At 57.2% G+C, this 25,972-nt stretch carries 26 protein-coding genes; 14 read left to right on the top strand and 12 right to left on the bottom strand.

The features are described from left to right. Positions 1–6 precede the first annotated feature (6 nt). Positions 7–309, bottom strand: a complete 303-nt coding sequence (locus ACR3EH_RS02280; protein WP_171089432.1) for a DUF6476 family protein — start codon at positions 307–309, stop codon at positions 7–9. Here ACR3EH_RS02280 and ACR3EH_RS02275 point away from each other — a divergent pair. From ACR3EH_RS02275 to ACR3EH_RS02255, 5 genes are all read left to right on the top strand, one after another. Continuing rightward, entirely contained in the window at positions 308–1,345 is a 1,038-nt protein-coding gene (locus ACR3EH_RS02275) for an RluA family pseudouridine synthase (protein ID WP_171182760.1), read from the top strand. The genes ACR3EH_RS02280 and ACR3EH_RS02275 overlap by 2 nt on opposite strands. Before the next feature lie 142 nt (positions 1,346–1,487). Then, entirely contained in the window at positions 1,488–2,384 is an 897-nt protein-coding gene (gene rpoH, locus ACR3EH_RS02270; protein ID WP_171089435.1) for an RNA polymerase sigma factor RpoH, read from the top strand. Between the two features lie 157 nt (positions 2,385–2,541). Continuing rightward, positions 2,542–3,516 carry a Gfo/Idh/MocA family protein gene (locus ACR3EH_RS02265; protein ID WP_171182762.1) on the top strand — a complete coding sequence of 325 codons (975 nt, stop codon included), beginning with the start codon at positions 2,542–2,544 and terminating at the stop codon, positions 3,514–3,516. A gap of 58 nt (positions 3,517–3,574) precedes the next feature. Beyond that, the gene (locus ACR3EH_RS02260) at positions 3,575–3,844 is read left to right on the top strand and encodes a DksA/TraR family C4-type zinc finger protein (protein WP_171089440.1); all 270 of its coding nucleotides are present in this window, start codon (positions 3,575–3,577) and stop codon (positions 3,842–3,844) included. A 13-nt stretch (positions 3,845–3,857) separates the two neighbouring features. After that, the gene (locus tag ACR3EH_RS02255; RefSeq protein WP_171182764.1) at positions 3,858–4,736 is read left to right on the top strand and encodes a DMT family transporter; all 879 of its coding nucleotides are present in this window, start codon (positions 3,858–3,860) and stop codon (positions 4,734–4,736) included. 10 nt (positions 4,737–4,746) lie between these two features. On the opposite strand, the gene ACR3EH_RS02250 is transcribed toward ACR3EH_RS02255, so the two are convergent. The 4 genes from ACR3EH_RS02250 to ACR3EH_RS02235 all read right to left on the bottom strand — a co-directional run bounded on the left by ACR3EH_RS02250 (position 4,747) and on the right by ACR3EH_RS02235 (position 8,397). Continuing rightward, positions 4,747–5,229, bottom strand: coding sequence for a GNAT family N-acetyltransferase (locus ACR3EH_RS02250; protein WP_171182766.1), 483 nt, complete (start codon positions 5,227–5,229; stop codon positions 4,747–4,749). After that, positions 5,226–7,046, bottom strand: a complete 1,821-nt coding sequence (locus ACR3EH_RS02245; protein WP_171182768.1) for a M3 family oligoendopeptidase — start codon at positions 7,044–7,046, stop codon at positions 5,226–5,228. The genes ACR3EH_RS02250 and ACR3EH_RS02245 overlap by 4 nt, the downstream gene beginning before the upstream one ends. Positions 7,047–7,156: 110 nt before the next feature. Beyond that, complete coding sequence (locus tag ACR3EH_RS02240) at positions 7,157–8,107, bottom strand: alpha/beta fold hydrolase (RefSeq protein ID WP_171182770.1); 951 nt, start codon at positions 8,105–8,107, stop codon at positions 7,157–7,159. After that, positions 8,107–8,397 (bottom strand): SCP2 sterol-binding domain-containing protein, encoded by a 291-nt coding sequence (locus ACR3EH_RS02235; RefSeq protein ID WP_171089449.1) that lies wholly within the window; start codon positions 8,395–8,397, stop codon positions 8,107–8,109. The genes ACR3EH_RS02240 and ACR3EH_RS02235 overlap by 1 nt, the downstream gene beginning before the upstream one ends. Positions 8,398–8,427: 30 nt before the next feature. Here ACR3EH_RS02235 and ACR3EH_RS02230 point away from each other — a divergent pair, with 30 nt between their 5' ends. The 6 genes from ACR3EH_RS02230 (at position 8,428) to ACR3EH_RS02205 (ending at position 14,308) form a co-directional block, all read left to right on the top strand. Beyond that, positions 8,428–9,036: a tetratricopeptide repeat protein gene (locus ACR3EH_RS02230; protein ID WP_171646813.1), complete on the top strand. Its 609-nt coding sequence runs from the start codon at positions 8,428–8,430 to the stop codon at positions 9,034–9,036. A gap of 18 nt (positions 9,037–9,054) precedes the next feature. Then, positions 9,055–11,871: a helicase-related protein gene (locus ACR3EH_RS02225; protein ID WP_216600391.1), complete on the top strand. Its 2,817-nt coding sequence runs from the start codon at positions 9,055–9,057 to the stop codon at positions 11,869–11,871. A gap of 6 nt (positions 11,872–11,877) precedes the next feature. Next, a complete protein-coding gene (locus ACR3EH_RS02220) occupies positions 11,878–12,243 on the top strand; it encodes an RNA-binding S4 domain-containing protein (protein WP_171182774.1) in 366 nt (121 codons plus the stop codon). A gap of 66 nt (positions 12,244–12,309) precedes the next feature. Next, entirely contained in the window at positions 12,310–12,648 is a 339-nt protein-coding gene (gene fdxA / locus ACR3EH_RS02215) for a ferredoxin FdxA (RefSeq protein ID WP_074735041.1), read from the top strand. Positions 12,649–12,922: 274 nt separating this feature from the next. Beyond that, positions 12,923–13,432 carry a CarD family transcriptional regulator gene (locus tag ACR3EH_RS02210; RefSeq protein ID WP_171089457.1) on the top strand — a complete coding sequence of 170 codons (510 nt, stop codon included), beginning with the start codon at positions 12,923–12,925 and terminating at the stop codon, positions 13,430–13,432. A 114-nt stretch (positions 13,433–13,546) separates the two neighbouring features. Beyond that, positions 13,547–14,308 carry an ion channel gene (locus ACR3EH_RS02205; RefSeq protein ID WP_171089459.1) on the top strand — a complete coding sequence of 254 codons (762 nt, stop codon included), beginning with the start codon at positions 13,547–13,549 and terminating at the stop codon, positions 14,306–14,308. Here ACR3EH_RS02205 and cobS read toward each other — a convergent pair. Then, positions 14,305–15,069: an adenosylcobinamide-GDP ribazoletransferase gene (gene cobS, locus ACR3EH_RS02200; RefSeq protein ID WP_371810723.1), complete on the bottom strand. Its 765-nt coding sequence runs from the start codon at positions 15,067–15,069 to the stop codon at positions 14,305–14,307. The two genes, ACR3EH_RS02205 and cobS, sit on opposite strands and share 4 nt — an antisense overlap. 78 nt (positions 15,070–15,147) lie before the next feature. Between cobS and cobT the strand changes: the two genes are divergently transcribed. Beyond that, a complete protein-coding gene (gene cobT, locus ACR3EH_RS02195) occupies positions 15,148–16,158 on the top strand; it encodes a nicotinate-nucleotide--dimethylbenzimidazole phosphoribosyltransferase (RefSeq protein WP_171182777.1) in 1,011 nt (336 codons plus the stop codon). A gap of 30 nt (positions 16,159–16,188) precedes the next feature. Here cobT and ACR3EH_RS02190 read toward each other — a convergent pair whose 3' ends face one another. Beyond that, the gene (locus ACR3EH_RS02190) at positions 16,189–18,069 is read right to left on the bottom strand and encodes a monovalent cation:proton antiporter-2 (CPA2) family protein (RefSeq protein WP_171089464.1); all 1,881 of its coding nucleotides are present in this window, start codon (positions 18,067–18,069) and stop codon (positions 16,189–16,191) included. Between the two features lie 20 nt (positions 18,070–18,089). Next, positions 18,090–18,545 carry an Lrp/AsnC ligand binding domain-containing protein gene (locus tag ACR3EH_RS02185; RefSeq protein ID WP_171091132.1) on the bottom strand — a complete coding sequence of 152 codons (456 nt, stop codon included), beginning with the start codon at positions 18,543–18,545 and terminating at the stop codon, positions 18,090–18,092. A 147-nt stretch (positions 18,546–18,692) separates the two neighbouring features. Here ACR3EH_RS02185 and hppD point away from each other — a divergent pair, with 147 nt between their 5' ends. Further along, positions 18,693–19,790 (top strand): 4-hydroxyphenylpyruvate dioxygenase, encoded by a 1,098-nt coding sequence (gene hppD / locus ACR3EH_RS02180; protein WP_171668038.1) that lies wholly within the window; start codon positions 18,693–18,695, stop codon positions 19,788–19,790. A gap of 52 nt (positions 19,791–19,842) precedes the next feature. On the opposite strand, the gene ACR3EH_RS02175 is transcribed toward hppD, so the two are convergent. Continuing rightward, positions 19,843–21,894 (bottom strand): hypothetical protein, encoded by a 2,052-nt coding sequence (locus ACR3EH_RS02175; RefSeq protein ID WP_171675498.1) that lies wholly within the window; start codon positions 21,892–21,894, stop codon positions 19,843–19,845. Between the two features lie 155 nt (positions 21,895–22,049). Between ACR3EH_RS02175 and ACR3EH_RS02170 the strand changes: the two genes are divergently transcribed. Continuing rightward, complete coding sequence (locus tag ACR3EH_RS02170; protein ID WP_371732064.1) at positions 22,050–22,754, top strand: SIMPL domain-containing protein; 705 nt, start codon at positions 22,050–22,052, stop codon at positions 22,752–22,754. A 2-nt stretch (positions 22,755–22,756) separates the two neighbouring features. Here ACR3EH_RS02170 and ACR3EH_RS02165 read toward each other — a convergent pair whose 3' ends face one another. The 3 genes from ACR3EH_RS02165 to ACR3EH_RS02155 all read right to left on the bottom strand — a co-directional run bounded on the left by ACR3EH_RS02165 (position 22,757) and on the right by ACR3EH_RS02155 (position 25,830). Continuing rightward, entirely contained in the window at positions 22,757–23,467 is a 711-nt protein-coding gene (locus tag ACR3EH_RS02165; RefSeq protein WP_171182780.1) for a GNAT family N-acetyltransferase, read from the bottom strand. Between the two features lie 2 nt (positions 23,468–23,469). Then, positions 23,470–24,762, bottom strand: coding sequence for an O-acetylhomoserine aminocarboxypropyltransferase/cysteine synthase family protein (locus ACR3EH_RS02160; RefSeq protein WP_171182781.1), 1,293 nt, complete (start codon positions 24,760–24,762; stop codon positions 23,470–23,472). Between the two features lie 72 nt (positions 24,763–24,834). Further along, on the bottom strand, positions 24,835–25,830 hold the full coding sequence (locus ACR3EH_RS02155) for a hypothetical protein (protein WP_171646829.1): 996 nt from the start codon (positions 25,828–25,830) through the stop codon (positions 24,835–24,837). Positions 25,831–25,972: the final 142 nt, after the last annotated feature.

Raw genomic sequence — 25,972 nt, 5'->3', positions numbered from 1 at the left:
CCTTGCTTACTCGACCACTATTTCCTGACGCAGCTTTCCGGTCGTTTTGTCAAAGATCAGAACACGGTTGTCATCCGTGACAACCGCGTACCAGTTAGAGCCGATGGTCAGCGCCTGGGCCTTCGCACCGTCCGGCAACTCGATCTGATCCGGAAGGGTGGGTGTGCGGTCCGATAGGCGGATGACAATCAGGGCGAATGTCACTAGAACCCCGCCAATCATCACCGCGGTCAACAACATGACCATCCGCCGCAGCAATCGCAGCTGCGGTGTTTCCTGCGGTTCTTGGGGTTCGGAAGGGACAGTCATGGGCACCCGCCAGATTGAGTTTCAGATCGCGGCTGATCCGCCGTCACGCCTTGATAAGGCGCTTTCAAGGGATGTGCCAGATGGTGAAAACCTGTCGCGCACCCGGTTAGCGCGCTTGATCGAAGAGGGTGCGGTTCAGATCGACGGGCGCGAGGCACGTGACCCTAAGGCAAAAGTTGCGGAAGGGGCGCAGATTACCATTGTCGTGGCCGAGGCCGAAGACAGCCATATCGGCCCCGAAGACATCCCGCTTGAGGTCGTTTTTGAAGATGCGGATGTGATTGTTGTGAACAAGCCCGCAGGCATGGTCGTACATCCCGCGCCGGGTTCGCCCAGCGGTACGCTGGTAAACGCGCTGCTGCACCATTGCGGGGATGATCTGTCAGGTGTTGGTGGGGTCAAGCGCCCGGGCATCGTGCATCGCATCGACAAGGAAACCAGTGGCCTTTTGGTGGTGGCCAAATCGGATGCAGCGCATCACGGTTTGGCTGCGCAGTTTGCCGATCACAGCGTCGAGCGGTATTACCGCGCCGTGTGCTACGGGGTGCCGGACGCCAACGATCCACGTTTGCGCGGTGTCAAAGGGGTCAATTTCGAACCCGGCAACATCATGCGTGTGACAACGCAGCTTGCGCGCCACAAGACCGACCGTCAGAGGCAGGCTGTTCTCTTCCATGGGGGTCGCCACGCAGTAACGCGTGCACGGGTTGTTGAGAGTTTTGGTACACCCGCAGGACTGGCTCTGATCGAATGCTGGCTGGAAACCGGACGCACCCATCAGATCCGGGTCCATATGGCTCATGCAGGACATGGGCTGGTCGGAGACCCGGTTTACGGCGGCAAGCGCAAGCTGTCTGCCAAGGCGTTTTCGGTTGCGGCGGCTGAATCTGTCCGCGATTTCCCGCGTCAGGCCCTTCATGCAGCGGTTTTGGGGTTCGAACACCCGGTGACCGGCGAAAACCTGCGGTTCGAGGTCGACCTTCCGCAGGACATGAAATCCCTGATTGCAGGGCTGCGCACACCAGTGTCACAATAAGCAAAGTCCCGTGAGAAAGAGTTTCTTATCTTCCCTTAACAGAAGTTTAATTTCAGACTGATAACAGCACCTCTTGAATAGGCAGGGTTCCTTACCCATATCCTATGTTAAAGACTTAAACATTTGTCGGAGGGACATCATAATGGCAAATTACGCAAATCTCCCCGCACCGACGCCCGAGGGCGGCCTGAATCGTTATATGCAGGAAATTCGCAAGTTTCCTCTGTTGGAGCCGGAAGAAGAATACATGCTGGCCAAGCGCTGGGTCGAAGAGCAGGATACTGAAGCCGCACATAAGATGGTGACATCTCACCTGCGTCTGGCGGCCAAAATCGCTATGGGCTATCGCGGCTACGGACTGCCGCAGGCCGAAGTGATCTCCGAGGCGAATGTCGGCCTGATGCAGGCGGTGAAACGGTTTGACCCTGAAAAAGGCTTCCGCCTGGCAACCTACGCCATGTGGTGGATTCGTGCCTCGATCCAGGAATATATCCTGCGGTCGTGGTCATTGGTGAAGCTGGGTACAACCTCGGCTCAGAAAAAGCTGTTCTTCAACCTGCGCAAGGCCAAGGCCCGTATCGGCGCGTTGGAAGAGGGCGACCTGCGTCCTGAAAACGTCAAACAGATCGCCAATGATCTGGGCGTGACCGAAGAAGAAGTCATCAGCATGAACCGCCGTATGTCCGGTGGGGATGCCTCGCTGAACGCGACCGTGGGGTCCGAAGGTGAAGGCACGATGCAATGGCAGGATTGGCTGGAAGATGAAGATGCCGATCAGGCGGGCGACTATGAAGCGCGCGACGAACTGGAAGCACGCCGCGAGTTGCTGACTGCTGCTCTGGATGTGCTGAACGATCGGGAAAAGGACATCCTGACTCAGCGCCGGTTGATGGATCAGCCGGTGACTCTGGAAGAGCTGAGCACGCAGTATAACGTCAGCCGCGAACGTATTCGCCAGATCGAAGTGCGCGCGTTTGAGAAACTGCAAAAGAAGATGCGGGACCTTGCCCGCGAAAAAGGCATGCTGGCAACCAGCTGAGCTAAACACCAGCCCGCAATCTCTGCGGGCTGGTTTCGTTTTACCCCTTTGAAAATTCGTTATGGACCGTTGATCTATGTGACCGGATCGACCCGTGAATTGACTCGCGAACGTCAAAAGCGGCAGAGAGGTCATACAGAAACGGATGGAGAGTGCGATGCAACAGCCTGTTCAGTTTGGCGTTTTGGGGGCCGCGAAATTCGCGCGCGAGCATATGGCTCCGGCAATACATGCAGCAAGTGGTGCTCGTTTGGCTGCATTGGCAACATCTGACGCAGCAAAGGCAAATCCATTTCTGTCCTTTTGCCCGGACCTCAGCGTATTGAACAGCTACGAGGCTTTGCTGTCAGATCCCGGCATCGACGCGGTCTATATCCCCTTGCCGAACCACATGCATGTCGAGTGGAGTCTAAGGGCAATGGACGCCGGTAAACATGTACTGTGCGAAAAACCAATGACCATGAAGGCCGCTGAGTTTGACCAACTGATCGCCAAGCGCGACCAGACAGGGGTGCTTGCGGCCGAAGCCTATATGATTGTGCATCACCCCCAGTGGCAGCTGGCACGTGATCTGATCGCCGATGGTGCCATCGGGAATTTGGTGCATGTGACCGGCGCGTTCAGTTTTGACAATCGGGCGGACACGGGGAACATCCGCAACCGGGCCGAAACGGGCGGCGGCGGATTGCGGGACATTGGTGTCTACGTCATCGGCGGCGCGCGCTTTGCCACTGGGGCAGAGCCTGTGGCGGTTCAATCTGCAATCCGCTGGCAGAACGACATAGACACCTTTACCGAAATCCGCGCCCAATTCCCTGGCTTTACATATTCGGCCTACGTGTCCATCCGAATGCACCCTCATCAGGAAATGGTGTTTCATGGCGAGGGTGGTCTGATCCGTCTGACAACGCCTTTCAATGCGCGTGTGTTTGGCGAGGCACGGGTAGAGCTGCACCGCCCAGGTCTTGAAGTTCAAGTCAACAGGTTCCCAGCGGCAAACCATTACAAATTGCAGGTAGAAGCGTTCTGCCGGTCGATCCGGGATGGTGCGGATTATCCCTGCCCACTAGAGTTTTCGCGCGGCACGCAAGAGGTGATTGATCGTGTATTTGAAGACGCGGTGTCGCTGTAACTTGCTCAGCGCCTAGGGGCTCGGCTATCCTGTTGTTCCATGTTTCAGGAGGAAACCCATGGCAGGTGGCTGGGCACGCGATGGAGCGGTAAGCGAACAAATCGAAGCTTCGATTTCGGACGAACTGGCGCGGATGCAAGCTCAGAAGCGCCCCGTCGGCGAAAGCCTGACCCATTGTGCGGAGTGTGAAGAGCCGATTCCGGAAAAGCGACGCGCTGCGCTGCCGGGCGTTAAGCTGTGTCTGGATTGCCAGCAAGACCGCGATGGCGTGACTAAAGTTCGGGGCGGAATGAACCGCCGGGGCTCTAAAGACAGCCAGCTAAAGTAAGTGCGGCTCAGTGATGCTCGGAACCAAACTGATGCAAAACGGTCTGGTCCTGGGGTTTCTGGCGGCGTTCCTTTGGGGCACGCACAGTGTCATCGTGCGCTATCTAACAAGTGATCTGGGCGGATTACAGATTGCTGTCACACGCCTGTTTATCGCCGCTCTGGCGATTTATTGCATGTTGCGGGTGATGCGGGTTTCTGTGTCGATCCAACTGGGCGATTGGAATTTCCGTCTGGCGGTACTGGCGACTGTGGTCAACTACATCCTGTTCCATATTGGCCTTGAGCACACAGGAGCGGCAAATGCGATGGTGCTCGAGAATACCGCGCCGTTCTTTGTTCTGGTTTTCCTCTATTTCTTTGCAGATACGAAGGTGACGCGCATAGACGTTTTGGCGACGGCACTTGCAATTTTTGGCGTTTTTTTAACAGTTTACCGGGATTTTCAGGGGGGTGGCGAACCGTTGTTCGGTGATCTTCTGGAAATCGGTGCGGGCCTCAGTTGGGCCGTGTTTCTAATTTCCAGCAGCCGTGCAATGCGCAGTTCGAAATCAACAGGAGAGAGACTGAATTTCCTGTTCGGCATTTTCCTTTGTTCAGGAGTATTGCTGATACCAATGGCCGCCTTTTCATTGCAAATACCAACGGCTAACGACGTTTTGTTTTTGATCTTGTTGGGTGTACTGCCAACCGCGTTGGCCTACTATCTTTGGTACGAGGCCGCCGCGCGGGTTTCGACTTTGACAGCGACTTTGCTATTTGCAGCTTCGGTCGTGTTTACTTTTGTAAATTCGGCCTTGTTTTTGGGCGCAACAATCACGCCGCATGCCATCGTGGGGGCGACGCTGATCGTAGGGGCTATCTTTCTGACATCAATGAAGAAAGCGGAATAGGTGTTCGTCGCTACACTGCCGTTGCTGATAAGGGCAGGGACATTATGTATTGGGGCCCGGCCTCGCCATGAGGCCAGATATCTCCGGTCTCTTCGAAACCAGCGCGGCGATACACAGCGACGGCAACGGGATTTTCGAGGTTAACGGTCAAAAACAGAGCGTTCGCCTTCGGATACAATGCAGGCAGGTATGTCCTCAACTCGCGCATGGCGGCGGTTCCATGCCCTTGGCCCTGAACGCTATGGTCGAGGATAACAGCCCTTAATCCAAGATCGTTTTGAGAGGCAAAAGGATAGTCTTGCCAGTAAAAGCGATCGATTTTGAACAGGCCCACAGGGCGTTGGTTCAGCATTATTTGATGGAGATCGAACCGTTCCGCAGGCTCGGCCAAAGCTTCTTCTACAGTACCCGCGAATTTTAACTGATCGGGCCGCAGCGTGATACCCGCGACCCGATTTGCCTCATTGCGGTTCAAAGGTTGGAGTGCAATCACCCCTCCATCGCTTCCAGCTCATCAATAAAGCCCGAGATCATCGACAGACCTTTGTCCCAGAATTTTGGATCGCTTGCGTCAAGGCCGAACGGGGCCAGAAGCTCTTTGTGATGTTTGGACCCACCGGCGCGCAACATTTCGAAATACTTGTCTTCGAACCCGTCCGCGCCGCTTTCGTAAACAGAATACAGCGCGTTCACGAGGCCATCGCCGAAGGCATAGGCGTAAACGTAGAAGGGCGAATGCACAAAGTGGGGGATATAGGCCCAGAACGTCTCGTACCCGTCCATGAATTCAAACGCGGGGCCGAGGCTTTCGGCCTGAACGCTCATCCACAGGGCGTTGATATCATCCGGGGTCAGTTCGCCTTCGCGACGGGCCGCATGCAGCTTGCATTCGAAGTCGTAGAAGGCGATCTGGCGGACCACTGTGTTGATCATGTCCTCGACCTTACCGGCCAGCAGGACTTTGCGTTGCTCTTGGGTTTCGGCTTGTTCCAGCATTTTGCGGAAGGTCAGCATTTCGCCAAAGACAGACGCTGTTTCAGCAAGTGTCAGCGGGGTTGAGGACAGCATCTCACCCTGATCGGCGGCCAGCACCTGATGCACGCCATGGCCCAGCTCGTGTGCAAGTGTCATCACGTCGCGCGGTTTGCCCAGATAGTTGAGCATCACATAGGGGTGGACGTCAGTGACTGTCGGGTGGGCAAAAGCACCCGGCGCTTTGCCGGGTTTCACCGCTGCATCAATCCAGCCCTTTGAGAAGAAGGGCGATGCGATCTCTCCCATGCGTGGATCGAAGGCATTGTAAGCGTCCATGACGGTCTTTTCCGCCTCGTCCCAATTGACAACACGCGAGTCTTCCATAGGCAGTGGCGCGTTGCGGTCCCAGACCTGCATCACGTCAAGACCCAGCCATTTACGCTTCAGCTCATAATAACGGTGGCTCAGCTTGGGGTAGGCGGCCACAACCGCCTCGCGCAGCGCTTCGACCACTTCGGGCTCTACATCGTTCGACAGGTGACGCCCGGTTTGCGCGCTGGGCATGTTGCGCCAACGGTCGACGATTTCCTTTTCCTTGGCTTGGGTGTTGTGGACACGGGCAAAGGTCTTGATATTGTCCTGAAACACCGATGCCAGTTCCCGCGCGGCCGCTTCACGCTTGGCGCGATCCTGCTCGGTCAACAGGTTCAGGGTGCCTTCGATGTTCAGTTCTTCGCCATTAACGTCAAAGGTCAGCCCGGCTATGGTTTCATCAAACAGACGTTCCCACGCATCGCCGACAACGCCCAAGTCGTGCAGGAACTTTTCCAGCTCATCGGATAGTTGATAGGGCTTCATCGCACGGATGCGGCGGAAAACGGGCTCATAACGGGCCAGATCGGCATTGGCGTCGAAATGCGCCTTGAGCACGTCATCGTCGATACGGTTGAGTTCTAGCGTGAAAAACACAAGCGGCGTGGTGAAGATCGTGATTTTTTCCTGCATGTCCGACAGGAACTTGGCGCGCTCGGCATCCGTGGTCAGTTGATAATAGCGCAGACCGGCAAAGGACATGATGCGGCCGGCAATGGAGTTGATCTTTTCGTTGCGCAACACACAGGCCAGCAAGCCGTCTGCGTCCAGATCGGCCAGTTTGCCTTCGTAGTCTGCGGCAAAGGCGGCGCATTCGCCTTCCAGCCAGCCCAAGTCGCGCTCAAGCTCGGGTGCGTCTTCCGAGGTGTAGAGATCGCTCAGATCCCATTCCGGAAGGTTGCCAAGATTGTCGGCACCGCCCATTGCGTTTGCGTCTCGGACAGGAAAGGGAAGGTCGCGCATGGATCACCTTTTGTAGATAGCTTTTGCAAACATCTAGGGCTGGTGCGCGCAGATCACAAGCGGCCAGTCCAACAAGAGGCCAGACGGAAGCAGGGTTTTCGGATCGCAGTTTAACTGGTTCGATTGGACAGAAAATGCGCGGCCAACTGATCCAGAACCGGCCCGCGTACATCAGGGGCCTCCATGAGCACTTCGTGTTCGCCGTCTGGGATTTCTACGAGTGTACCGTTTGGCCAGTTTTTCATGCGCGCGCGTATGGCCTTGCGGTCGACGATTTGTTCATGGCTGCCAAGGAAGGTCAGGCCAGGTGTGTCAGGTGCGGGCTGCTCCATCAGCCAGACACATTCGTCCAGCGATTCGCGCAACCAAAGATTCGAGGGTGCCCCAAGCGCCAATTCAGGATGGGCTTTCAATTGATCCTGCATCATCCGAAACATCGCCGGATCGCGGGTCAGCATATTGCCCTCGAAGGGTTGCGACAGAACATAGCTTTCCAGCGTTGTGGTTGGTGGCGTTTTTTCGCCAAGACCAAGCGCTGTGCCCCAATAGGCCGTTACGCGGCTGAGGGGTTTCATAACCGGGGTAAAGAAAATGCCCCACATCGGACCGGTGAAGGCGCAGGCTGCAAAGCACTTCTGCTCAATCACGGCGCGCAACCCAATGGCACCCCCCATCGAGTGTCCGATTACGAACCAGGGCTTCGGCAGATCAAGCGTTCGGGCAAGGTCAAGCGTGGCCTGAACGTCGCGCTGATAGTCTGTAAACTGATCGACATGTCCGACACGAGGGTCGTCCAGCAAGCGATCTGCCAGTCCCTGACCACGCCAATCAACAGCAAGCATGGCAAAACCGCGTTGGATGAACTCGGCAGCGGTGCTTCCGTATTTTTCGATGTATTCGGTTCGACCGGGAAACATCAGCACGGTGCCCTGTGCTTCGCCTTCAGGCAGCCAATGGCCAACGCGGATTCGAATCTGGTCCGAGGTCATCACCCAATGGGCATTCCCACCGGCGGGACCGCCGGCCACGTCTTCAAAGAAAGGGGCCGGCGTCAATTCCATCAGGCCAACACCGACGCAAGCTTCATCGCAACGCCCATGTCGCCGTCAATGGTCAATTTACCGGACATGAACGCACCGGTGGGGTTCAGTTCACCGCTGAGGATTTGTTCGAACGTGTCGGCGTCGGCGCTCATGGTGACATCAGCGTCATCGTCGCTGACACGGGCACCGTCAGAATCCAGAACGATTGCGCCCAGATCGGCGATTGCAAACTTGGCCGAAGCATCAAACGCGCCGCCTTCCAGTTTTTCATTCAGCGCGGCTGCTGCCTTTTCAAGAATCTCGCTCATGCTTTTCCTCATTTTGTTAGTGCGCCGTGAATGGACATCCCCGGTCGCAACGCTACACTGACTATTGTTATGAGCATTGCAATCCACAATCTCAAAGGTACCGTTGCGGCACTTGCCTTTCTGGTCACGTTTTCCACCAGTTGCTTCGCGCAGCAGGCGGATTTGCGCGATGAAGACGCGCTGTTGCAGCAACTTGCCCAATCGACACCCGAACAAGCAATGGCCCTGGACCGGCAGCTGCAAGCCTTGTGGGCGCAATCCGGCTCGGCCTCCGCGGATCTACTGCTGGAGCGCGGTCGAGAAGCGCTTGAAGACGGGGACATAGATGCCGCGCTGGATCACCTGACGGCATTGACAGATCATGCGCCCGAGTTCGCCGAAGGCTGGCATGTACGCGCTTCGGCGTTTTTCGGGATCGAACGGTTTGGCATGGCAGCCGCCGATCTTGAACATGTACTGACCCTCAACCCCAACCACTACGAAGCGATTTATGGGCTTGGTTTGATCTTTGAAATCGTAGGAGAGCCTGAGAAAGCGTATGATGCTTATTCGCGGGCCTTGGCTATACATCCCCACCACGAAGAAGTAACCAATGCGGTGAATCGACTGAAGCCTCAAGTTGAAGGCGCAGCGCTGTAAGGTCCGGGGCAGGGGGCAATGGTGAACGGGTCATCCCGAGTAGTGGCCGTATTGGGCCCGACAAACACAGGCAAAACCCATTACGCAATCGAACGGATGCTGGGGTACCGAACCGGCGTGATTGGCCTGCCGCTGCGGCTGTTGGCACGCGAGGTCTATGACAAGATTGTCGCTATTCGCGGACCGTCGGTTGTGGCTTTGGTCACGGGCGAAGAGCGCATCGTGCCGCCGCGCACGCAATATTGGGTCTGCACAGTCGAAGCCATGCCCGAAGGCATGGGAGCAGATTTTGTAGCAATCGACGAAATCCAGCTTTGTGCCGATCCCGAACGTGGTCATGTTTTTACCGATCGTCTGCTGCGGTCCCGTGGCACGAACGAGACGCTTTTCCTGGGTTCGGATACCATGCGCGGCCCCATCGCGGCGCTGGTTCCCGAAGTGCAGTTCGTCCGACGTGAACGGATGTCGCAGCTTGTCTATACAGGGTCCAAAAAGATCAGCCGGATGCCCGCGCGCAGCGCCATCGTCGGATTTTCGGTCGACAATGTTTATGCCATCGCGGAATTGCTGCGCCGTCAAAAAGGGGGGGCGGCGGTTGTCATGGGCGCGCTCAGCCCGCGAACGCGCAACGCTCAGGTTGACCTCTATCAGAATGGCGAGGTCGACTATCTGGTTGCCACCGACGCCATCGGGATGGGGCTGAACCTGGATGTGAACCACGTCGCGTTTTCATCCCTCACCAAATTTGACGGCCGCCGGATGCGCCCGCTGGCCCCGAACGAACTGGCGCAGATTGCGGGCCGGGCTGGTCGTGGGATGTCTGATGGCACCTTTGGCGTGACGGGCGAGGCTCCGCCGTTAGATGAAGGCGTGGCGCAGGCCATCATGGACAGCCGCTTTACGCCGATGAAAAAGCTGAACTGGCGGAATGCCGCCTTGCGGTTTGGCTCCATCGACGCGCTGATCACTTCGCTTGAGGCCAACCCAAATGACGAGCATCTGATCAAAGCACGCCCTGCGGACGACCTGAATGCGCTGAAATCCCTATCACAAGTGACCGAGATCGTTGCCCGCGCCAGCGACCCGCAATCGATCCGTTTATTGTGGGACGTGTGCCGAATCCCCGATTTTCGCGGCATCAGCCACGCAGAACACGCCAGCTTGCTTGAAGTGATCTATGGTCACCTGCACGAGCGCGGATCGATCCCGGATGATTTTATGGCGCGGCAGATTCGTCGTATCGACCAGACCCAGGGTGACATAGATGCGCTGTCCAAAAGGTTGGCATATATTCGCACTTGGACATATGTTGCGCAACGAAACGGCTGGGTCCGTGACGAATCGCATTGGCGTGACGAAACGCGCACTGTAGAAGACAGACTGTCAGACGCCTTACATGAGCGTTTGACTCAGAGATTTGTGGACCGGCGTACATCTGTTTTGCTGCGCCGGCTCAAACAGAAGGAGGCCCTTTTGGCCGAAGTAAATGACAAGGGTGAAGTGACCGTCGAAGGCGAATTCGTCGGTCGTCTGGAAGGGTTCCGGTTTACACCGGACAAAAGCGCGCAAGGGACCGAGGCGAAAGCTTTGAAATCGGCTTCTTTGCAAGCACTCGCGCCGCAATTCCATCTGCGCGCCGATCGCTTCTATAATGCGCCCGATACCGAAATTGATTTCACGGATCAGGGTGGCCTGATGTGGGGCGAATATGCCGTCGGCAAACTGGTTGCCGGGGCGGAACCTCTCAAGCCAATGGTCGAAGTTTTTGTGGACGAGGCCGCAGGGCCGGATGTCGAACAGAAAGTGCAGCGCCGGTTGCAGCATTTCATCGACCGTAAGGTGGCGGCTCTGTTTGAACCGCTCTTGAACCTGTCTCGCGATGAAGAACTGACCGGTCTGGCAAAAGGGTTCGCGTTCCGCATGGTCGAAGCGCTGGGCGTTCTGCCGCGTGCGCAGGTCGCGCAAGAGGTCAAGGATCTGGATCAGGATGCCCGTGGCGCGCTGCGCAAGCATGGCATCCGCTTTGGCCAGTTCACGATCTTCATGCCTCTGCTGCTGAAACCCGCACCCACGCGCTTGCGTCTGGTGCTGTGGGCGTTGTCCAGCGGTTTGCAGGAATTCCCCGAAGCGCCACCTCCGGGTCTGGTCACTGTACCAGTCGCCAAGGATGCGCCGCAGGGCTATGACACCATGTGTGGCTACCGTGATGCGGGCGAGCGTTCGATCCGGATCGATATGCTGGAACGTCTGGCCGATATGCTGCGCGCCGAAGACAGCCGGGGCGGGTTCGAAGCCAAGCCGGACATGCTGTCGATCACCGGCATGACGTTGGAACAATTCGCAGACCTGATGCAGGGCCTGGGCTACAAGGCCGAGCGTGGCGAGCGTGAAAAGGTGAAAGCGGTCGCCGCTGAGCAACCTGCGGCGGAAGCGGCGGAACAGCCTGCCGCCGAAGATTCTGCGGCACCTGAGGCTACGTCGGAAGAGGCCGCCGCAACCGCCGAGGCGTCAGCCGAGGCCACGACAAGCACCGAGGCGGCAGCCGAGGCACCAGCACCTGACGCCGCACCGGATGAGCCTGAGGCCGAGGTTTTCTATACCTTCACCTGGGGCCGTCAACGCCAGCAAAACCGTGGCCCGCGCCGCGAGCAGGGGCAGGGCAAAGGCAAACCGCGTGGTAAACCGCAGGACGGTCGTGGCAAGCCGCATGGTAAGAAGGGCGGCAAACCACAGGGCGCGAAATCGTTCTCGGCACGGCCTCCGAAGAAGGAAAAAGCCATTGATCCCGATAACCCGTTCGCTGCGGCGCTGATGGGTTTGAAGGACGGCAACTGATCCGTCATGGATCAGGCCAAACTGCGGATCGACAAATGGTTGTGGCAGGCGCGGTTCTTCAAGACCCGCAGCCTGGCCGCCAAACAGGTCAGCAGCGGCCATGTCAGATTGAACGGAATCCGGGTGTTGAAACCGGCACAGGCTGTAGGTCCGGGTGACGTTCTGACCTTTCCGCAAGGGCGAATAGTGCGTGTTGTGCGTATCGAAAAACTCGGGGACCGCCGTGGTCCGGCCCCCGAGGCGCAAACGCTGTATTTCGATATGACCGAAAAGCAGGACGTACCGCCTAAGAATCCGGGTTTTGAGGGAAAAGGTCGTCCAACCAAGAAGGATCGGCGCGCTCTTGATCTTTCTCGCACAGAAGATCGCTGATCCCATCTTGAAGAGCGGGCCAGACTGAATTAGCTAGTCGAACAAACCGCAAACGGGAATCCGCTCATGACCTATGTTGTCACCGAAAACTGTATCGCCTGCAAATACACCGACTGTGTCGAAGTGTGCCCGGTGGACTGTTTCTATGAAGGTGAGAATACATTGGTTATTCACCCGGATGAATGCATCGATTGTGGCGTTTGTGAACCTGAATGCCCGGCAGACGCAATCCGCCCGGATACTGAGCCGGGAATGGAGCAATGGGTCGAGTTCAATCGCAAGTTCTCGGAACAGTGGCCGGTGATTGTGACTAAGAAAGATCCGCTTCCCGACGCTGAAGAGCGCGACGGTGAAGAGGGCAAAATGGAGAAGTATTTCTCTGAGGCGCCCGGCGAAGGCGGTTAAGCGATTCGCGGCTGCAGCCTGACGTCTGGCACGAAGTAACCTGTTGAAGGTGCGTGTAATTCGAAAAATTCCCGTAGGGTAAACTTTCGGGTGTCATATTTTTGTGGTATACTCCTTACCTGTATGATGACCGAGATTGGGATGCACTCCGAAAGTATGCTCACTTTGGAGTTCTGAATTTGTGACAGAAACGCCGCCTGACGGGGCTGAGACAGTCCCCGCATGTGGTGCTTTTGTTGTCTGTGTCCCGGTCCGCAAGCAAGGAAAAAACTGAATGACAAAGTCGAAAAAGCTTGAGTTCCGCCCCAACGACTATGTTGTCTATCCCGCCCATGGCGTGGGTCAGATCATCTCGATCGAGGAGCAGGAAGTTGCGGGCTTTTCGCTCGAACTGTTTGTCATCTCATTTGAGAAAGACAAAATGACATTGCGCGTGCCGACCAACAAAGCAACCGAATCCGGTTTGCGGTCGCTGAGCTCGCCCGATGTTATCAGTCAGGCGATGAAGACACTGAAGGGCAAGGCCAAGGTCAAACGCGCCATGTGGTCCCGCCGCGCCCAGGAATATGAACAGAAAATCAACTCGGGCGATCTGATCTCGATTGCTGAAGTTGTCCGCGATTTGCATCGCACCGACGATCAGCGCGAGCAGAGCTATTCCGAGCGTCAGCTTTACGAAGCCGCGCTAGAGCGTCTGACCCGAGAGGTCGCAGCCGTGTCCGGTGCTGGCGAAGTTTCGGCCGCGAAGCAGGTGGACGAAGTCCTGACCTCGCGCGCAGCTTGATCGCATCAAGTTACTGCCTGAGGCCGCTCCAAACGGGGCGGCCTTTTTCGTGGCTTGGTGATTTGTGCAACTGCCGTTAATTTCACTTTAGATGCAGCACGATACAGGGCGGATATGAAGCAAACGGTGAAATACCTGTATATCGGGCATGACCCGATTTCGGTCTGGTTTCGCTACGGCCTGATCCTGTTCGACATTGTGTCGATCATCTTCTTCGTCGCCACTGCTCATTTTCCTCACGGGCCGGGCGTCACTGTCGCAAGCCTGCTGATTGGCTTTCTGATTTTGCTGGATTTCTCAGCGCGGCTTTGGATCGCCAAGGACCGTTGGAAGTTGTTGCGCCAGATTTACACTCTGGCGGATATCGTTGTTATCGTATCCCTGGTGCTTGATCCGTTCCTGACTGGCAATCTTGCGTTTTTACGGATCTTGCGCGCCTTGCGGTTGATCCATTCCTACCACTTGCTGCGGGACTTACGACGCGACAGCAATTTCTTCCGCACCCATGAAGACGCGGTGATCGCCGCCATAAACCTGATGGTTTTTGTCTTTGCAACTTCGACCGCCGTTCTGGTGTTCTTTATTCCCGCAGATTCGCAAACGCCCTATATTGACGCGCTCTACTTCACCATGGCGACCCTGACGACCACCGGGTTTGGCGATATCACCCTGCCCACGCCAGGTGGTAAGCTGTTTTCGGTCTTCATCATGGTGGTTGGCGTGGCTCTCTTTGTGCGACTGGCGCAGGCTATCTTCATGCCTCAGAAAGTCCGTCACAAATGCCCAAGCTGCGGTTTGTTCCGGCATGATCCTGATGCCGTGCATTGCAAACACTGCGGTGCCACGTTGCGGATCGAAACCGGAGGCGCGTCTTAAATCAAAGCGACACAGGTCAGCAGAAAGGTAATTTCGGAGACCAATTGAGTGGCCCCCAGAATGTCACCGGTCTGACCACCAATTTTTGCCTTGGCGATAAGGGCGATGACTGCTGTGCTGCCAGCCGCAAAAACCACGGCAATAACAGCGCCTGCGCCCAGAAAGAGAAGGGCGAGCGCTGCGGCCAACCCCAGTGCTGCTATGACGGATGGTACCTGGGGCGTGCCGACCGAACGGCTCAGGCCAGACTTGCGCGCTAGTGGTAATCCGGTCATCACCACAGACATCAACGCCCGAGATACGATGCAGGCGGATAGGATCGCCCCCACCGCTCCGGCGGTCAGCAAAGCAGAGATGGCCGAGATCCGAACCAGTTGAGACAGGATCAGGGCAAGTACGCCGTAAGTCCCGATATGGCTGTCCTTCATGATCTCCAAGCGCCGTTCGCGGGTAAATCCACCCCAGAGGCCATCGAACATGTCGGCAAGGCCGTCCTCGTGCATAGCGCCGGTTGTGGCGATCAGTGCGGCCATGAGCAGACCGGCAGACGCCATGACAGGCAGCCCCAATGCAAGCGCGCTCCACCCCACAAGGCAGGCAAGCCCTCCGACGATCAGACCCACAAAGGGAAAAGCCCAGACCGACTGAGCTTGCCGTGAGAAAACCGGATCAGGCAAACGCGGCACGGGCAGGCGGGTGAGAAGCACCAGCGCCAGCGGAATATCCATCAGAGAAAAGAGTTTCGTGTCGTTTTTATGCACGCCCGTGCCTTTCGGGGTCTTGTTGGATTCAGTGCTTCGGTTAAACACACAGGACCACTCTGATGCAATGAGGCTTTCATGCTGCCTGAACTGAATGATTTGAATGCGTTCCGCGCTGCACTGTCGGCGGCTCCGGGCCCGGATGCCGCTGCGGTGCAAGGCGCGAGCGAGCGTAACGGACAACTGACCAAACCCCCCGGTGCACTTGGCCGGCTTGAGGACTTGGCGATCTGGTATGCGGGATGGCGCGGGGATGCGCGTCCGCAGATCTCAGCCCCTCAGGTCATCGTCTTTGCCGGAAACCACGGTGTCACCGCGCAGGGCGTATCGGCCTTCCCGCCGGAAGTCACCGTGCAGATGGTTATGAACTTTGAACATGGCGGTGCGGCGATCAATCAGTTGGCCAAGGCGGCGGGCGCAACAATGAATGTGCACGGGTTGGATCTGGACAAGCCGACAGCGGATTTCACGCAGGCTCCGGCCATGAGTGAAGATGAATTGCTGAGCGCCTTGCGCACCGGCTGGCAGGCCGTTGATCCGCAGGCCGATCTGCTGGTTGTGGGTGAGATGGGTATCGGCAACACAACCCCGGCTGCGGCCATCGCCTGCGCGCTGTTTGGCGGGGATGCAGAGGATTGGACCGGTCGCGGGACCGGCGTGGATGACGCGGGTCTTGCCAACAAAACCCGCGTTGTGGCTGAGGGTGTGGCGAAACATTCCTCAGAGGACGGCCTTGAGGTTCTGCGCTGCCTGGGAGGGCGCGAGATCGCCGCGATGGCCGGGGCGATTGCCGCCGCGCGCGTGCTGCGCATTCCGGTTATTCTGGACGGTTTCATTTGTACTGCCGCCGCAGCTTGCCTTTGGAAACTGTCAGACAGCGCGCTGGATCATGCGATTGCAGGGCACCAAAGCGCGGAAGCGGCGCATGGGGCCGTATTGTCAAAGCTTGGCAAGGACCCGTTGCTGAGCCTTGGTCTGCGTCTGGGCGAAGGCTCTGGCGGGGCGCTGGCGATCAACATTCTCAAAAGCGCAGTGGCGTGCCATTCTGGTATGGCAACATTCGCCGAAGCGGGCGTATCTGACGGCTAAGGTTTTGCCTGACCCAGGGTTTGATCTGGGTCAGGCAGATTTCTTTGCGTGTTCTTCCGCCAATTCAAGCAATGCGGTTTCCAGATCCTTTTCCAGCTTCTGAGCGCGCTCGATGTATTTCTTGTTCTCGGCTGTTGGCATTCCGGGAACCCAGAGCTCGGCCAGATCACGGACTGACGTCCGGTCGTGGTGATAAAAGGTCTGTTCGGCCTGCGCGGCCTCGTATTCACTCAGTCCAATGTTCTCCAGAACATAACGCCCTGCGCGAAGCGAGCTGTCGAACAGTTCGCGGACAATGTCGTTGGCCCCCGCCTGATACAGCTCGTACACGTGGGTCCGGTCGCGGGCTCGGGCGATAATGTGCAGGTCGGGGCGCTGCCGTCTGGCATACCCAACCAGCCGCGTCACCTGCTTGTGGTCGTCCATTGCCGCCACAAGAACCGACGCTTTTTCCAACCCTGCAGCGCGTAGCAATTCGGGGCGCGTTGGGTCGCCCAAAAAGCCTTTAACCCCAAACCTGCGCATCAATTGAACGGTTTCAATGTCGTGGTCCAGAACCACTGTTTTGAAGCCGCTGGCGCGTACCAGCCGGTTCACGATCTGACCAAACCGTCCGATGCCAGCAATGATCACAGGGCCTTTTTCGTCAATCTCGTCGGGTTCGGGATCTTTGGCGGTGTCGCCTATTTTCCGAGACAGAAGATCATAGATGATGAACAGAAGGGGGGTGATCAGCATGGTCAGGGCAATGATCATCAGCAGTTTCTGTGACAGATCAGGTGGGATAACGTTCTGCTGCGTGGAAAAGGCCAGCAGCACAAATCCAAATTCACCGGCCTGCGCCAACCCAAGCGTGAATAGCCAATGGTCGCGCCCGCGTAGTTTAAAGGCTTTGCCGACTAGAAACAGGATGATCCCTTTTGCAAGGATCACAAGCAGTGCCAAGCCGATCAGGTCCAGCGGGTCATCGAAGAAATAGGCAACGTCGATCCCGGCCCCAACCGTGATAAAGAACAGCCCAAGAAACAGCCCTTTGAACGGTTCAAGGTCGCTTTCCATTTCATGGCGAAATTCTGAACTGGCCAGCACGACGCCCGCCAGAAACGCGCCCAATGCGGGCGACAGTCCAACAAGCGTCATCAGGAAAGAAATACCGACCACAATCATAAGCGCCAAAGCGGTATACATCTCGCGCAGGCGCGTCGCGTGGATAAACCGAAAGAGAGGGCGGGTAAGATAGACGCCCGCCAGAATAACAAAAGCAATTGCGCCAAGCGTGACCAGAGTGACGGCCCAACCCGGCAAACCTTCGACCAGCGAAAGGCTGTGATGGCCCGCTGCGTGCAGATCACCAGCCCCCCGATCAATCGATCCATCTGCTTCGATATGAGGCATCGCGGGTAAAGCCAGCAGCGGCAATAGCGCCAGGATCGGAATAACTGCAATGTCTTGTGTCAGAAGTACCGAAAACGTGGCTCGCCCACCATTTGTCTGCATAAGACCCTTTTCTGACAGGGTCTGCAGGACGATTGCAGTCGATGACAGTGACAGGGTCAATCCGACCGCCAACGCGACAGACCATGGGTGGTTTGCGTACATGGCTACTGCAGCAATCGCGGCAGTCGACAGCACAACCTGAAGGCCGCCCAGGCCCAATAACCGATCTCGCATGTCCCAAAGGGCACGAGGTTCAAGCTCCAGCCCGATCAGGAACAGCATCATCACAACACCGAATTCGGCGACATGTTGAAGGTTTTCCGTTTCGGCCCCAACCAGCCCCAACACTGGCCCGATGATGATCCCGGCGGCCAAATAGCCCAGTACCGACCCCAGCCCCAGCCTTGCGGACAGAGGCACCGCGATCACAGCCGCAGCCAGATAGATCGAAGCCTGATATAGAAAATCGTCCATTTGTCTCCTCGTGAGCCCGTTCAGGTGGGCAGGGGGGCGTCGCGTTTCAGTTGGTCCATGACTATCTGGCTTTGGACTCGGGCAACAGCAGGATGCGGCAGGATGACCTGATGGAGCAAGCTGTTGAGCGCGGAAAGATCGTCGCAATAGACATGTAACAGGTAATCTGCCTCTCCTGTCATCGTCCAGGCGCTGGTAATTTCGGGGCGGGTATCGACCATGCGGGCAAAGCTTTGGGATTGTTCGGGGCCATGTGTACCCAAATGAACCTGAACAAATCCTTGCACCTGCAAACCAAGCTTCAGCGGATCGAGCCGGGCGGCATAGCCCGTGATGTAGCCTTCGGCCTCAAGCCGTTGTCGGCGTCGACCTGCCTGGCTGGGGGAGAGGTTCAGCATCTCACCCAGTTGATGCGCGGTCAGATGCGCGTCCTTTTGCAGGGCAGATAGAAGACGTTTGTCAGTAGCATCCAACACGTGCGGAAGAATCCCGGTTTCTTTGAAATTCATGCGCGTTTTGCGCGTATACTATGAGTTTACACGAAAACAATGCGCAGAAACAGCGTCTGGAAAGTCATATTTTTGAATCAGCAATAAATTTCCTGTCTTCAAAGGAGACGCGCCATGGGTCCTTTCCCGCACAACGCCCCGAAATCTGTGATCAGTGAAGAAAACCCCGCCGGGACCGACGGGTTTGAGTTTGTTGAGTTTGCTCATCCCGAACCGCAGGAACTGCGCGATCTGTTCGCCAAGATGGGCTTCGATCTGGTGGCCCGTCACAAGGACAAGCCGCTGGTCGAACTTTGGCAGCAAGGGGATGTCACCTATATCCTGAATGCCGATCCGGACAGCTTCGCGGATAAATTTGTGGCCGAGCACGGTCCATGTGCCCCGTCGATGGGCTGGCGCGTTGTCGACGCACAGAATGCGTATGATCACGCTGTATCGAAGGGCGCCGAACCTTATGATGCAGCAGACAAAACGCTGGATGTTCCAGCGATCAAGGGTATCGGCGGGTCGCTGATCTATTTCATCGATCAGTATTACGATACGTCGCCCTACAATCAGGAATTTGAGTGGATCAAGGAATCCAAGCCGCGTGGCGAAGGGTTCTATTACCTCGATCACCTGACCCACAATGTCTACAAGGGCAACATGGACAAGTGGTTCAAGTTTTACGGTGACTTGTTCAACTTCCGTGAAATTCGTTTCTTCGATATTCAAGGCAAGTTCACAGGGCTGTTCAGCCGCGCCTTGACGTCACCTTGTGGCCGTATCCGAATTCCGATCAACGAAGACCGCGGCGAGACCGGGCAGATCGTGTCGTACCTGAAGAAGTACAAGGGCGAAGGGATTCAACACATCGCTGTGGGCAGCGAAGACATCTATGCCTCAACCGACGCGATTGCCGAGAACGGTTTGAAGTTCATGCCCGGCCCGAACCGCGCCTATTACGAGATGTCGAAAGATCGCGTAACGGATCATGACGAGCCATTGGATCACATGATGAAGCACGGCATTCTGATTGACGGCGAAGGTGTCGTGGACGGCGGCGAAACCCGCATTCTGCTTCAGATCTTCTCAAAGACCGTGATCGGCCCGATCTTCTTTGAGTTTATCCAGCGCAAAGGGGATGACGGTTTTGGCGAAGGCAATTTCCAGGCCCTGTTCGAATCCATCGAACGTGAGCAGATCGAAAGCGGCGAAATCTCTGCCGCGTGACATTTTCGCGAAACGCCGGGGTAATCTCCGGCGTTTTTCTCCCTACTAGCGATCAGCTGCGGGGCATCGAAAGCGTCACGTTGCGGCCTTTTTTCTGATAGCGCAGTTCGCTGTCACTGATGGCGATCACCTTGCCGCCGTCAATGCGATCCCCAACTTTCAGTTTCTTGTAACGACCACTGGGCAGGCGCACCAAGGCGCGACGATTGGCGGGTGTGCCATAGACCCCGATCAGGTTCAGCTTGCGCAGATTGATGGCGTTGTCGATTGTCGCCTGTCGGGCCACTGACGCGGTTGACGGGATCTTGGGCGCAACGGCTTTGGGCTGAAATGATCCCGCGTCGTCAGAGTTTTCTACCAATGCCGCAGTTGATGCCAAAGTGGACGGTTTCGCAACCGTCGGTCTGGCAGCAACCAGTCCTGCCGGTCGCGCCTTGGGGCGGGGAACGCGCAAAATGTCCAGCTCGGCGACAGGTACTTCGACCTCTTCTGGTGCTTCCATGCCTGCAGGGCGCGCTTTGGGTCGTTTTCCAGCAAGTTCCTCCAGCGACTGACCGCCAAGCTGCTGACGTTCAAACGTCTCTTCAAGATTATCTGGGCGCGGTCTAGGGCGTAGCCCCGCCAGCCTTTCGTCGACCTCTTCAACAACAGGTTCTTCCTCGAACCGCAACGGAGCTTGCGGTGGCACCTTGGATGGACGACCCAAATAGACTGTGATGCCTTCCGGGTTCAAAGCACCGTCAGGCGTGGCGACAACAAGCCCCCGATCATCCAGATCGAACCGCGTGCCTGCAGCACTGGGCAATCCCTCTTGGCTGAACGGCGCGTCCGTGTCGAAGCTTGATGCAGGCGGCAATGCCACAGCATCATTGGACAGATCAGACTTGTCGATTGACGTCAGATACAGGTCTTCCGGCTCAACGGCTTCAGGCTCTTGCAGGGGTGCGGGAGGCGTTACGTCAACTCCTGTCTCCGCAAGGACCTCCTTTGGAGCTTCCGGGTCTTGAGCAATCGGCTCGACCGGTGTTGGCGCGACTTTGAGCGCCTCAAGGATCGCCGCATCCGTAGGAGATAGCTCGGGCTGCTCTTGGGCCTCGTCAACTTGTGGCTCCGGGAACGTGCTTTGTTGGGGGGCGACGGCTGCTACCTCGGGCGTCGTATCAACGACGGGCTCCGGCTCCGATACAGCCGACTCAACTGGGTTTGGTTGAGCCTGTTCGGTCTGTTCCTCGGCCTCTTCTAAAGCCGGTTCAGCGAGGGGGCTCTGCTCGGGTTCGACTGTCGCAACCTCGGGCAACGGATCAGCGGGGGCTTCGGGCTGCGGCTCTGATACGTCCGGAGCAATCGGGTTCAGCGCGGCTTGCTCTGGCGGTTCAGCGGGGCCCGAGGCCAGCCACGCGCCAAATACGCCGCCAAGCAAAACCACGGCGGCAAAAGCGGGAATGGCAAAGCGCCTTGAGGCAGGTTGAGCTGTGGCACGTGCGGCCGGGGATACGTCCGGCGCGCGGAACGTATCCGGTGCCGCTGTGCCCGCAATTGGATGAGCGGGCAGGTCGGAAGCGTCATCTTCTTGTGGCGGATCCGTTTCTATAGTTTCCGAGCGCTGCGTCTTAAGGGACGGCTCAGGTTGATCGGGCTGCTCTGTAAACACAGGCTCTCGCGGGAAAGTGCTTGCACTTTCTTCCGTGGTAAACACTGTCGGCACAAAACCATGACCCACGGCGAAGGTCCGCGCTTCGGCCAATGTCTCTTTGGCTACGGCGGCGACATGGGTTGTGCCGCCGGTGGTCTGGCCGTCATAGCTGAGGTCGGACAGAGCGTAAGGGGTCGCATCGGCCAGCGCCGCTTCAATCCGAGCCGTCCGGTCCGCGTCAGGCAAATCATCTGTTTCGACGTCCAGAAAGCGCACCTGATCAGGTGGCAATACGATCTTGCAGCTCAGGTCATTTTCCAGCGCAAATGCTTTTTCCCGCAACGCCTGCATTTGCTCGGGCAAATCCTGCGCGTCCAATGGAATCGAGCCAATGACGTACCAATCCCCCTCCGATTGGTGGTGCAGAAAGATTCCGGTTGTTGAAAAAGACAGCGCAAAGGCAGGTTTCATAATCCGGAGGAACCATAATTATCAGCGTCAATGCAAACGACTTTGTGTTCGCAGACCGACAATAAAGCAGGAACCCGCCGAGGGAAAGAAAAAGGCTGGGTCTGCTCTTGCATGACAATGGGGCGGCAACCCATTTTGAGACGGAGTAAATTGGAGTGATAACCTTGAAGACATTCGCTTTTCTGGCTGCGATGATGGCAGCAACAGCCGCAGGCGCAGCCCATGCGGAAGAACGTCGCATCACCGTGGATGCCACCGGAACGGTGCAAGCTGCGCCCGACATGGCGACGATCACGCTGGGTGTGACCAACGAAAACGCTGAGGCCAGAGCGGCCATGCAGGCAACGTCGGATGCGGTTGCTAAAGTCCTGGCGCGGTTGGCCGATATGGGCATCGAAGACCGCGATGTTCAGACCCGTGATTTGTCATTGTCACCGGTTTGGTCGGGGCGGCATGGGCAGAATGGGGAAAAGCCCGAGATCACAGGGTTTACCGCGTCGAACCGAGTGTTTGTGCGGGTTCGCGATCTGACACAGTTGGGAACGATCATGGATGCAGTCATTCAGGATGGTGCCAATGATTTCGGCGGGCTGAGCTTTGGTGTGCAGGATCCCAAACCGCTTGAGGCGCAGGCCCGTGCGCAAGCTGTTGGAGAAGCCACTGCGAAGGCCGAGCAGTTGGCGCAGGCGGCGGGTGTCACGCTTGGCCCGGTCCAGACAATCTCGGAACGTGTGGCCGGTGTCCGCCCGATGGCCGAGATGCGCGCCATGAGCATGGCGGATGCAGGCGGGGTTCCTGTTGCAGGCGGAGAGGTCTCAGTCTCGGTCAGTGTCTCGATGGAATTCGAGATTTCGGACTAAGATCAAGCTTTTGCACGGGCCATCAGCGGTTTGCGTTGTTGGCCCGCAGCGTCGAAATTGTCCGGTGAAAGCCAGGCTTCGAACGCATCCCGAATGCGCGGCCATTCGCTGTCGATGATTGAATACCACGCAGTATCCCGGTTGCGCCCTTTGTAATGGGTCGCTTGCCTGAAAATCCCCTCAAAGGTAAAGCCCAGCCGCTCTGCCGCGCTGCACGATGGCGCATTCAGAGAATCACATTTCCATTCATAGCGGCGATAGCCCAACTCATCGAACACGCGTCTCATCATCAAATACATGACTTCGGTCGATTGCGGTTTGCGCTGCAACAGGGGCGAGAAGTGGATATGCCCCACCTCTATTGCGCCTGCAGCGGGCTCGATCCTCAGGTATGAGGCCATACCTATCGGTACGTCATTGCCGTCCAGTACGGTGTGAAACATCGGGTCCGCATCCATGCAGGTGGCGCGGGCCCAATCTTCGAACGCAGGCTCGTTGTCGAAAGGGCCGTAGGGCAGATACGTCCAGTTGCGACCATCCCTGTCATTGGCAAACGCCCGGAAAAGTCCGGGCGCGTGCCTGTTCACGTCCAAAGGCACGACAGAACAGTACCGTCCTTCCATCGGAGTATACGGCGGGCTCGGGCGTGGAAACTCGCCCGAAACCGGCAGGCCGATGGGCTGGCCAAGGTCGTTAGTGTCGTGCTCGGCCATCGTCAGGCGCTGGCCTTGGCCAGAGCTTGATCCAGATCGGCGATCAGGTCGTTCACATCCTCGATCCCGATGGACATGCGCACAACACCCGGACCTGCACCTGCAGCTTCTTGTTGTTCCGGCGTCAGCTGACGGTGGGTGGTCGAGGCCGAGTGGATAATCAACGAGCGCGCATCGCCCAGGTTGGCCACATGGCTGAAGATTTCCAGCGCGTTGACCAGCTTGATGCAAGCGTCATAGCCACCTTTAACGGCAAAGGTGAACAGCGCACCGGCACCGCGTTTGTATTGCGACTTGACCCGGTCGTGATAGGGCGACGAGGGCAGACCCGCATAGGTGACGTATTCCACGCGATCATCCGCTTCCAGCCAGGCCGCGATCTTCTGGGCGTTCTCAACGTGGCGTTCCATCCGCAGTGAAAGGGTTTCGATCCCCATCAGCGTATAATGCGCGGCTTGCGGGTTCATGGTCATACCCAGATCACGCAGACCGATGGCGATGCCGTGGAAGGTGAAGGCCAGCGGGCCAAATGTTTCGTGGAACTTCAGGCCGTGATAGGCGGGCTCGGGTTCGCTGAGCGAGGGGAACTTGTGATTTGCTGACCAGTCAAACTTGCCCGAATCCACGATGCAGCCGCCGGTCACGGTACCGTTGCCGGTCAGATATTTGGTGGTCGAGTGCACAACCAGCGTCGCACCGTGTTCAATGGGTCGGCACAGATAGGGAGTGGCCGAGGTGTTGTCGACGATCAGCGGAATGCCCGCCGCATCAGCAACGTCCGCTAAGGCGCGGATATCAGTGACATACCCCCCGGGGTTGGCGATGGATTCACAGAACACAGCACGGGTGTTTTCGTCGATGGCGTCCTTCACCGCGTCCAGATCGTCGGTGTCGACAAACTTGGCCGACCAGCCAAAGCGTTTGATCGTCTGGCTGAATTGCGTGACCGTTCCACCGTACAGTCGGGTCGAGGCAACAACGTTGCAGCCCGGTCCCATCAAAGGGAACAGCGCCATGATCTGCGCTGCGTGACCGGACGAGCAGCACACGGCCCCAACGCCGCCTTCAAGCGTCGCCACACGTTCCTGCAAAACGGCGACGGTTGGGTTGGTCAGGCGGGAATAGATGAAGCCCACTTCTTGCAGGTTGAACAGGGCCGCCGCGTGATCGGCATCGCGAAACACATAAGCTGTGGTCTGATAGATAGGTGTCTGGCGCGCTCCGGTCGCCGGGTCGGGGCGGGCGCCCGCGTGAATCTGCAGCGTGTCGAAACCGTAGGTGGGGCCGTCAGACATCTTGAAAATCTCCTGTTGGAATTTGTGCTGCTGAATCTTTAGGTGAATGCGCGCTTGCGCACAACGATCCTGTCAGCGCAGCCAAAGCCCTTTGCTTTTGATCGTGTTGCGAATGGCCTGTTCGCGCCGCGGCAGGTTGTCCTGATCAAACAGGGCGCGAATTTTCGCGCCTTTCCCCTGCAGGACCAGCTTTTTCAGCGGATCATATTGCTTGAGCACCTTCTTGACCTTGTTCGGTGCCACAACGGTTTCCAAAACGTCGATCACATGATCGCTTTCACGGGCGTAGAGCAGGGGGAACAGGCGGTAGTGACAACTGACAGAGCCGTCGAGCAAACCGTCGGGCAGCGCATCCCGACCTCCTCCCAACGAATGTACCACAAGGGGCAGAGCGGCCTGATCCAGCCATGGATCCAGGTTCTGGCCCGTCAGTTCGGGAATGTGCGCGTCTCGGATCGTTCTAGCATAGTCCAGATATCGTTCGCCAAAAACCCTGGGGCAATTGAAAAAGAAATAGCCCGCGTTGAAATACAGATATCGCCGCCAGTAATCATGCGGTTGGCTAGTATCCAATGAGCTTTCGAAATCCAGCCCGAACCGCTGGTACAGCGCGCGCCAGATGCCATCGAAGCCAGGGCCGTAGAGTGTTGGCTTTGGCCATGTTCCTTCAACCTTCAGCGACGCGCCGGGGCGGTCGAAATCAAAAGGTACGCGTGCGATGTCTCCGGTGATCAATGTATCGGTGTCAAAGAACACAAACGGCTCGCCCTCTGGCAAGGCCAACAGAGCCTCGATCTTGTTGCCGTAAGGATAGCTTTCACCAAAGACATGCGAGTCGAATGGCAGAACTTCGGCGTCCAACTGTTTCAGCGCCTTTAGAACTTCTTCGTCCTGAATGCTGGGGTTTTGACTCCAACGCGGCCCCGGGTTGGGCGTGGCCACAAACAGCTTGCCTTCAAATTGCGGTGAGCTGTGACGCAACGATGCGGCAAACAACAGGGCCTCGTACTGCAGGCGGTTGTTTTGCCCGACAACAGCGATGTTAAATTTCTGTGGATTTGCCTGCATCTGCGCCCGTTCCCGATAGGTGCGCGACCCTGCACCCTTCGTCCCGGAGTACAACACCTGACCCGAGCCGTCAAAAGCCGAAAATTTGCAATTCCAGCATAAGATCCCATTTCTATCACGGTCGTTAGATGAAAGGGGCGAA

This window comes from Ruegeria sp. BG7 (assembly GCF_056535685.1).
The sequence above is the reverse complement of the archived record's forward strand: the minus strand, read 5'-3'. Positions and strand labels throughout refer to the sequence as shown.

Excerpts from the sequence above, each read along its gene's own strand:
- ACR3EH_RS02255 (WP_171182764.1), top strand. The coding sequence starts at position 3,858 with ATGCTCGGAACCAAACTGATGCAAAACGGTCTGGTCCTGGGGTTTCTG.
- ACR3EH_RS02240 (WP_171182770.1), bottom strand. The coding sequence starts at position 8,107 with ATGGAATTGACGCCGGCCCCTTTCTTTGAAGACGTGGCCGGCGGTCCC.
- ACR3EH_RS02275 (WP_171182760.1), top strand. The coding sequence starts at position 308 with ATGGGCACCCGCCAGATTGAGTTTCAGATCGCGGCTGATCCGCCGTCA.
- ACR3EH_RS02265 (WP_171182762.1), top strand. The coding sequence starts at position 2,542 with ATGCAACAGCCTGTTCAGTTTGGCGTTTTGGGGGCCGCGAAATTCGCG.
- ACR3EH_RS02280 (WP_171089432.1), bottom strand. The coding sequence starts at position 309 with ATGACTGTCCCTTCCGAACCCCAAGAACCGCAGGAAACACCGCAGCTG.
- ACR3EH_RS02155 (WP_171646829.1), bottom strand. The coding sequence starts at position 25,830 with ATGCAGGCAAATCCACAGAAATTTAACATCGCTGTTGTCGGGCAAAAC.
- ACR3EH_RS02245 (WP_171182768.1), bottom strand. The coding sequence starts at position 7,046 with ATGCGCGACCTTCCCTTTCCTGTCCGAGACGCAAACGCAATGGGCGGT.
- ACR3EH_RS02235 (WP_171089449.1), bottom strand. The coding sequence starts at position 8,397 with ATGAGCGAGATTCTTGAAAAGGCAGCAGCCGCGCTGAATGAAAAACTG.
- ACR3EH_RS02175 (WP_171675498.1), bottom strand. The coding sequence starts at position 21,894 with ATGAAACCTGCCTTTGCGCTGTCTTTTTCAACAACCGGAATCTTTCTG.
- ACR3EH_RS02225 (WP_216600391.1), top strand. The coding sequence starts at position 9,055 with ATGGTGAACGGGTCATCCCGAGTAGTGGCCGTATTGGGCCCGACAAAC.
- ACR3EH_RS02205 (WP_171089459.1), top strand. The coding sequence starts at position 13,547 with ATGAAGCAAACGGTGAAATACCTGTATATCGGGCATGACCCGATTTCG.
- ACR3EH_RS02165 (WP_171182780.1), bottom strand. The coding sequence starts at position 23,467 with ATGGCCGAGCACGACACTAACGACCTTGGCCAGCCCATCGGCCTGCCG.
- fdxA (WP_074735041.1), top strand. The coding sequence starts at position 12,310 with ATGACCTATGTTGTCACCGAAAACTGTATCGCCTGCAAATACACCGAC.
- cobT (WP_171182777.1), top strand. The coding sequence starts at position 15,148 with ATGCTGCCTGAACTGAATGATTTGAATGCGTTCCGCGCTGCACTGTCG.
- ACR3EH_RS02230 (WP_171646813.1), top strand. The coding sequence starts at position 8,428 with ATGGACATCCCCGGTCGCAACGCTACACTGACTATTGTTATGAGCATT.
- ACR3EH_RS02160 (WP_171182781.1), bottom strand. The coding sequence starts at position 24,762 with ATGTCTGACGGCCCCACCTACGGTTTCGACACGCTGCAGATTCACGCG.
- ACR3EH_RS02220 (WP_171182774.1), top strand. The coding sequence starts at position 11,878 with ATGGATCAGGCCAAACTGCGGATCGACAAATGGTTGTGGCAGGCGCGG.
- ACR3EH_RS02260 (WP_171089440.1), top strand. The coding sequence starts at position 3,575 with ATGGCAGGTGGCTGGGCACGCGATGGAGCGGTAAGCGAACAAATCGAA.
- rpoH (WP_171089435.1), top strand. The coding sequence starts at position 1,488 with ATGGCAAATTACGCAAATCTCCCCGCACCGACGCCCGAGGGCGGCCTG.
- ACR3EH_RS02210 (WP_171089457.1), top strand. The coding sequence starts at position 12,923 with ATGACAAAGTCGAAAAAGCTTGAGTTCCGCCCCAACGACTATGTTGTC.
- ACR3EH_RS02190 (WP_171089464.1), bottom strand. The coding sequence starts at position 18,069 with ATGGACGATTTTCTATATCAGGCTTCGATCTATCTGGCTGCGGCTGTG.
- hppD (WP_171668038.1), top strand. The coding sequence starts at position 18,693 with ATGGGTCCTTTCCCGCACAACGCCCCGAAATCTGTGATCAGTGAAGAA.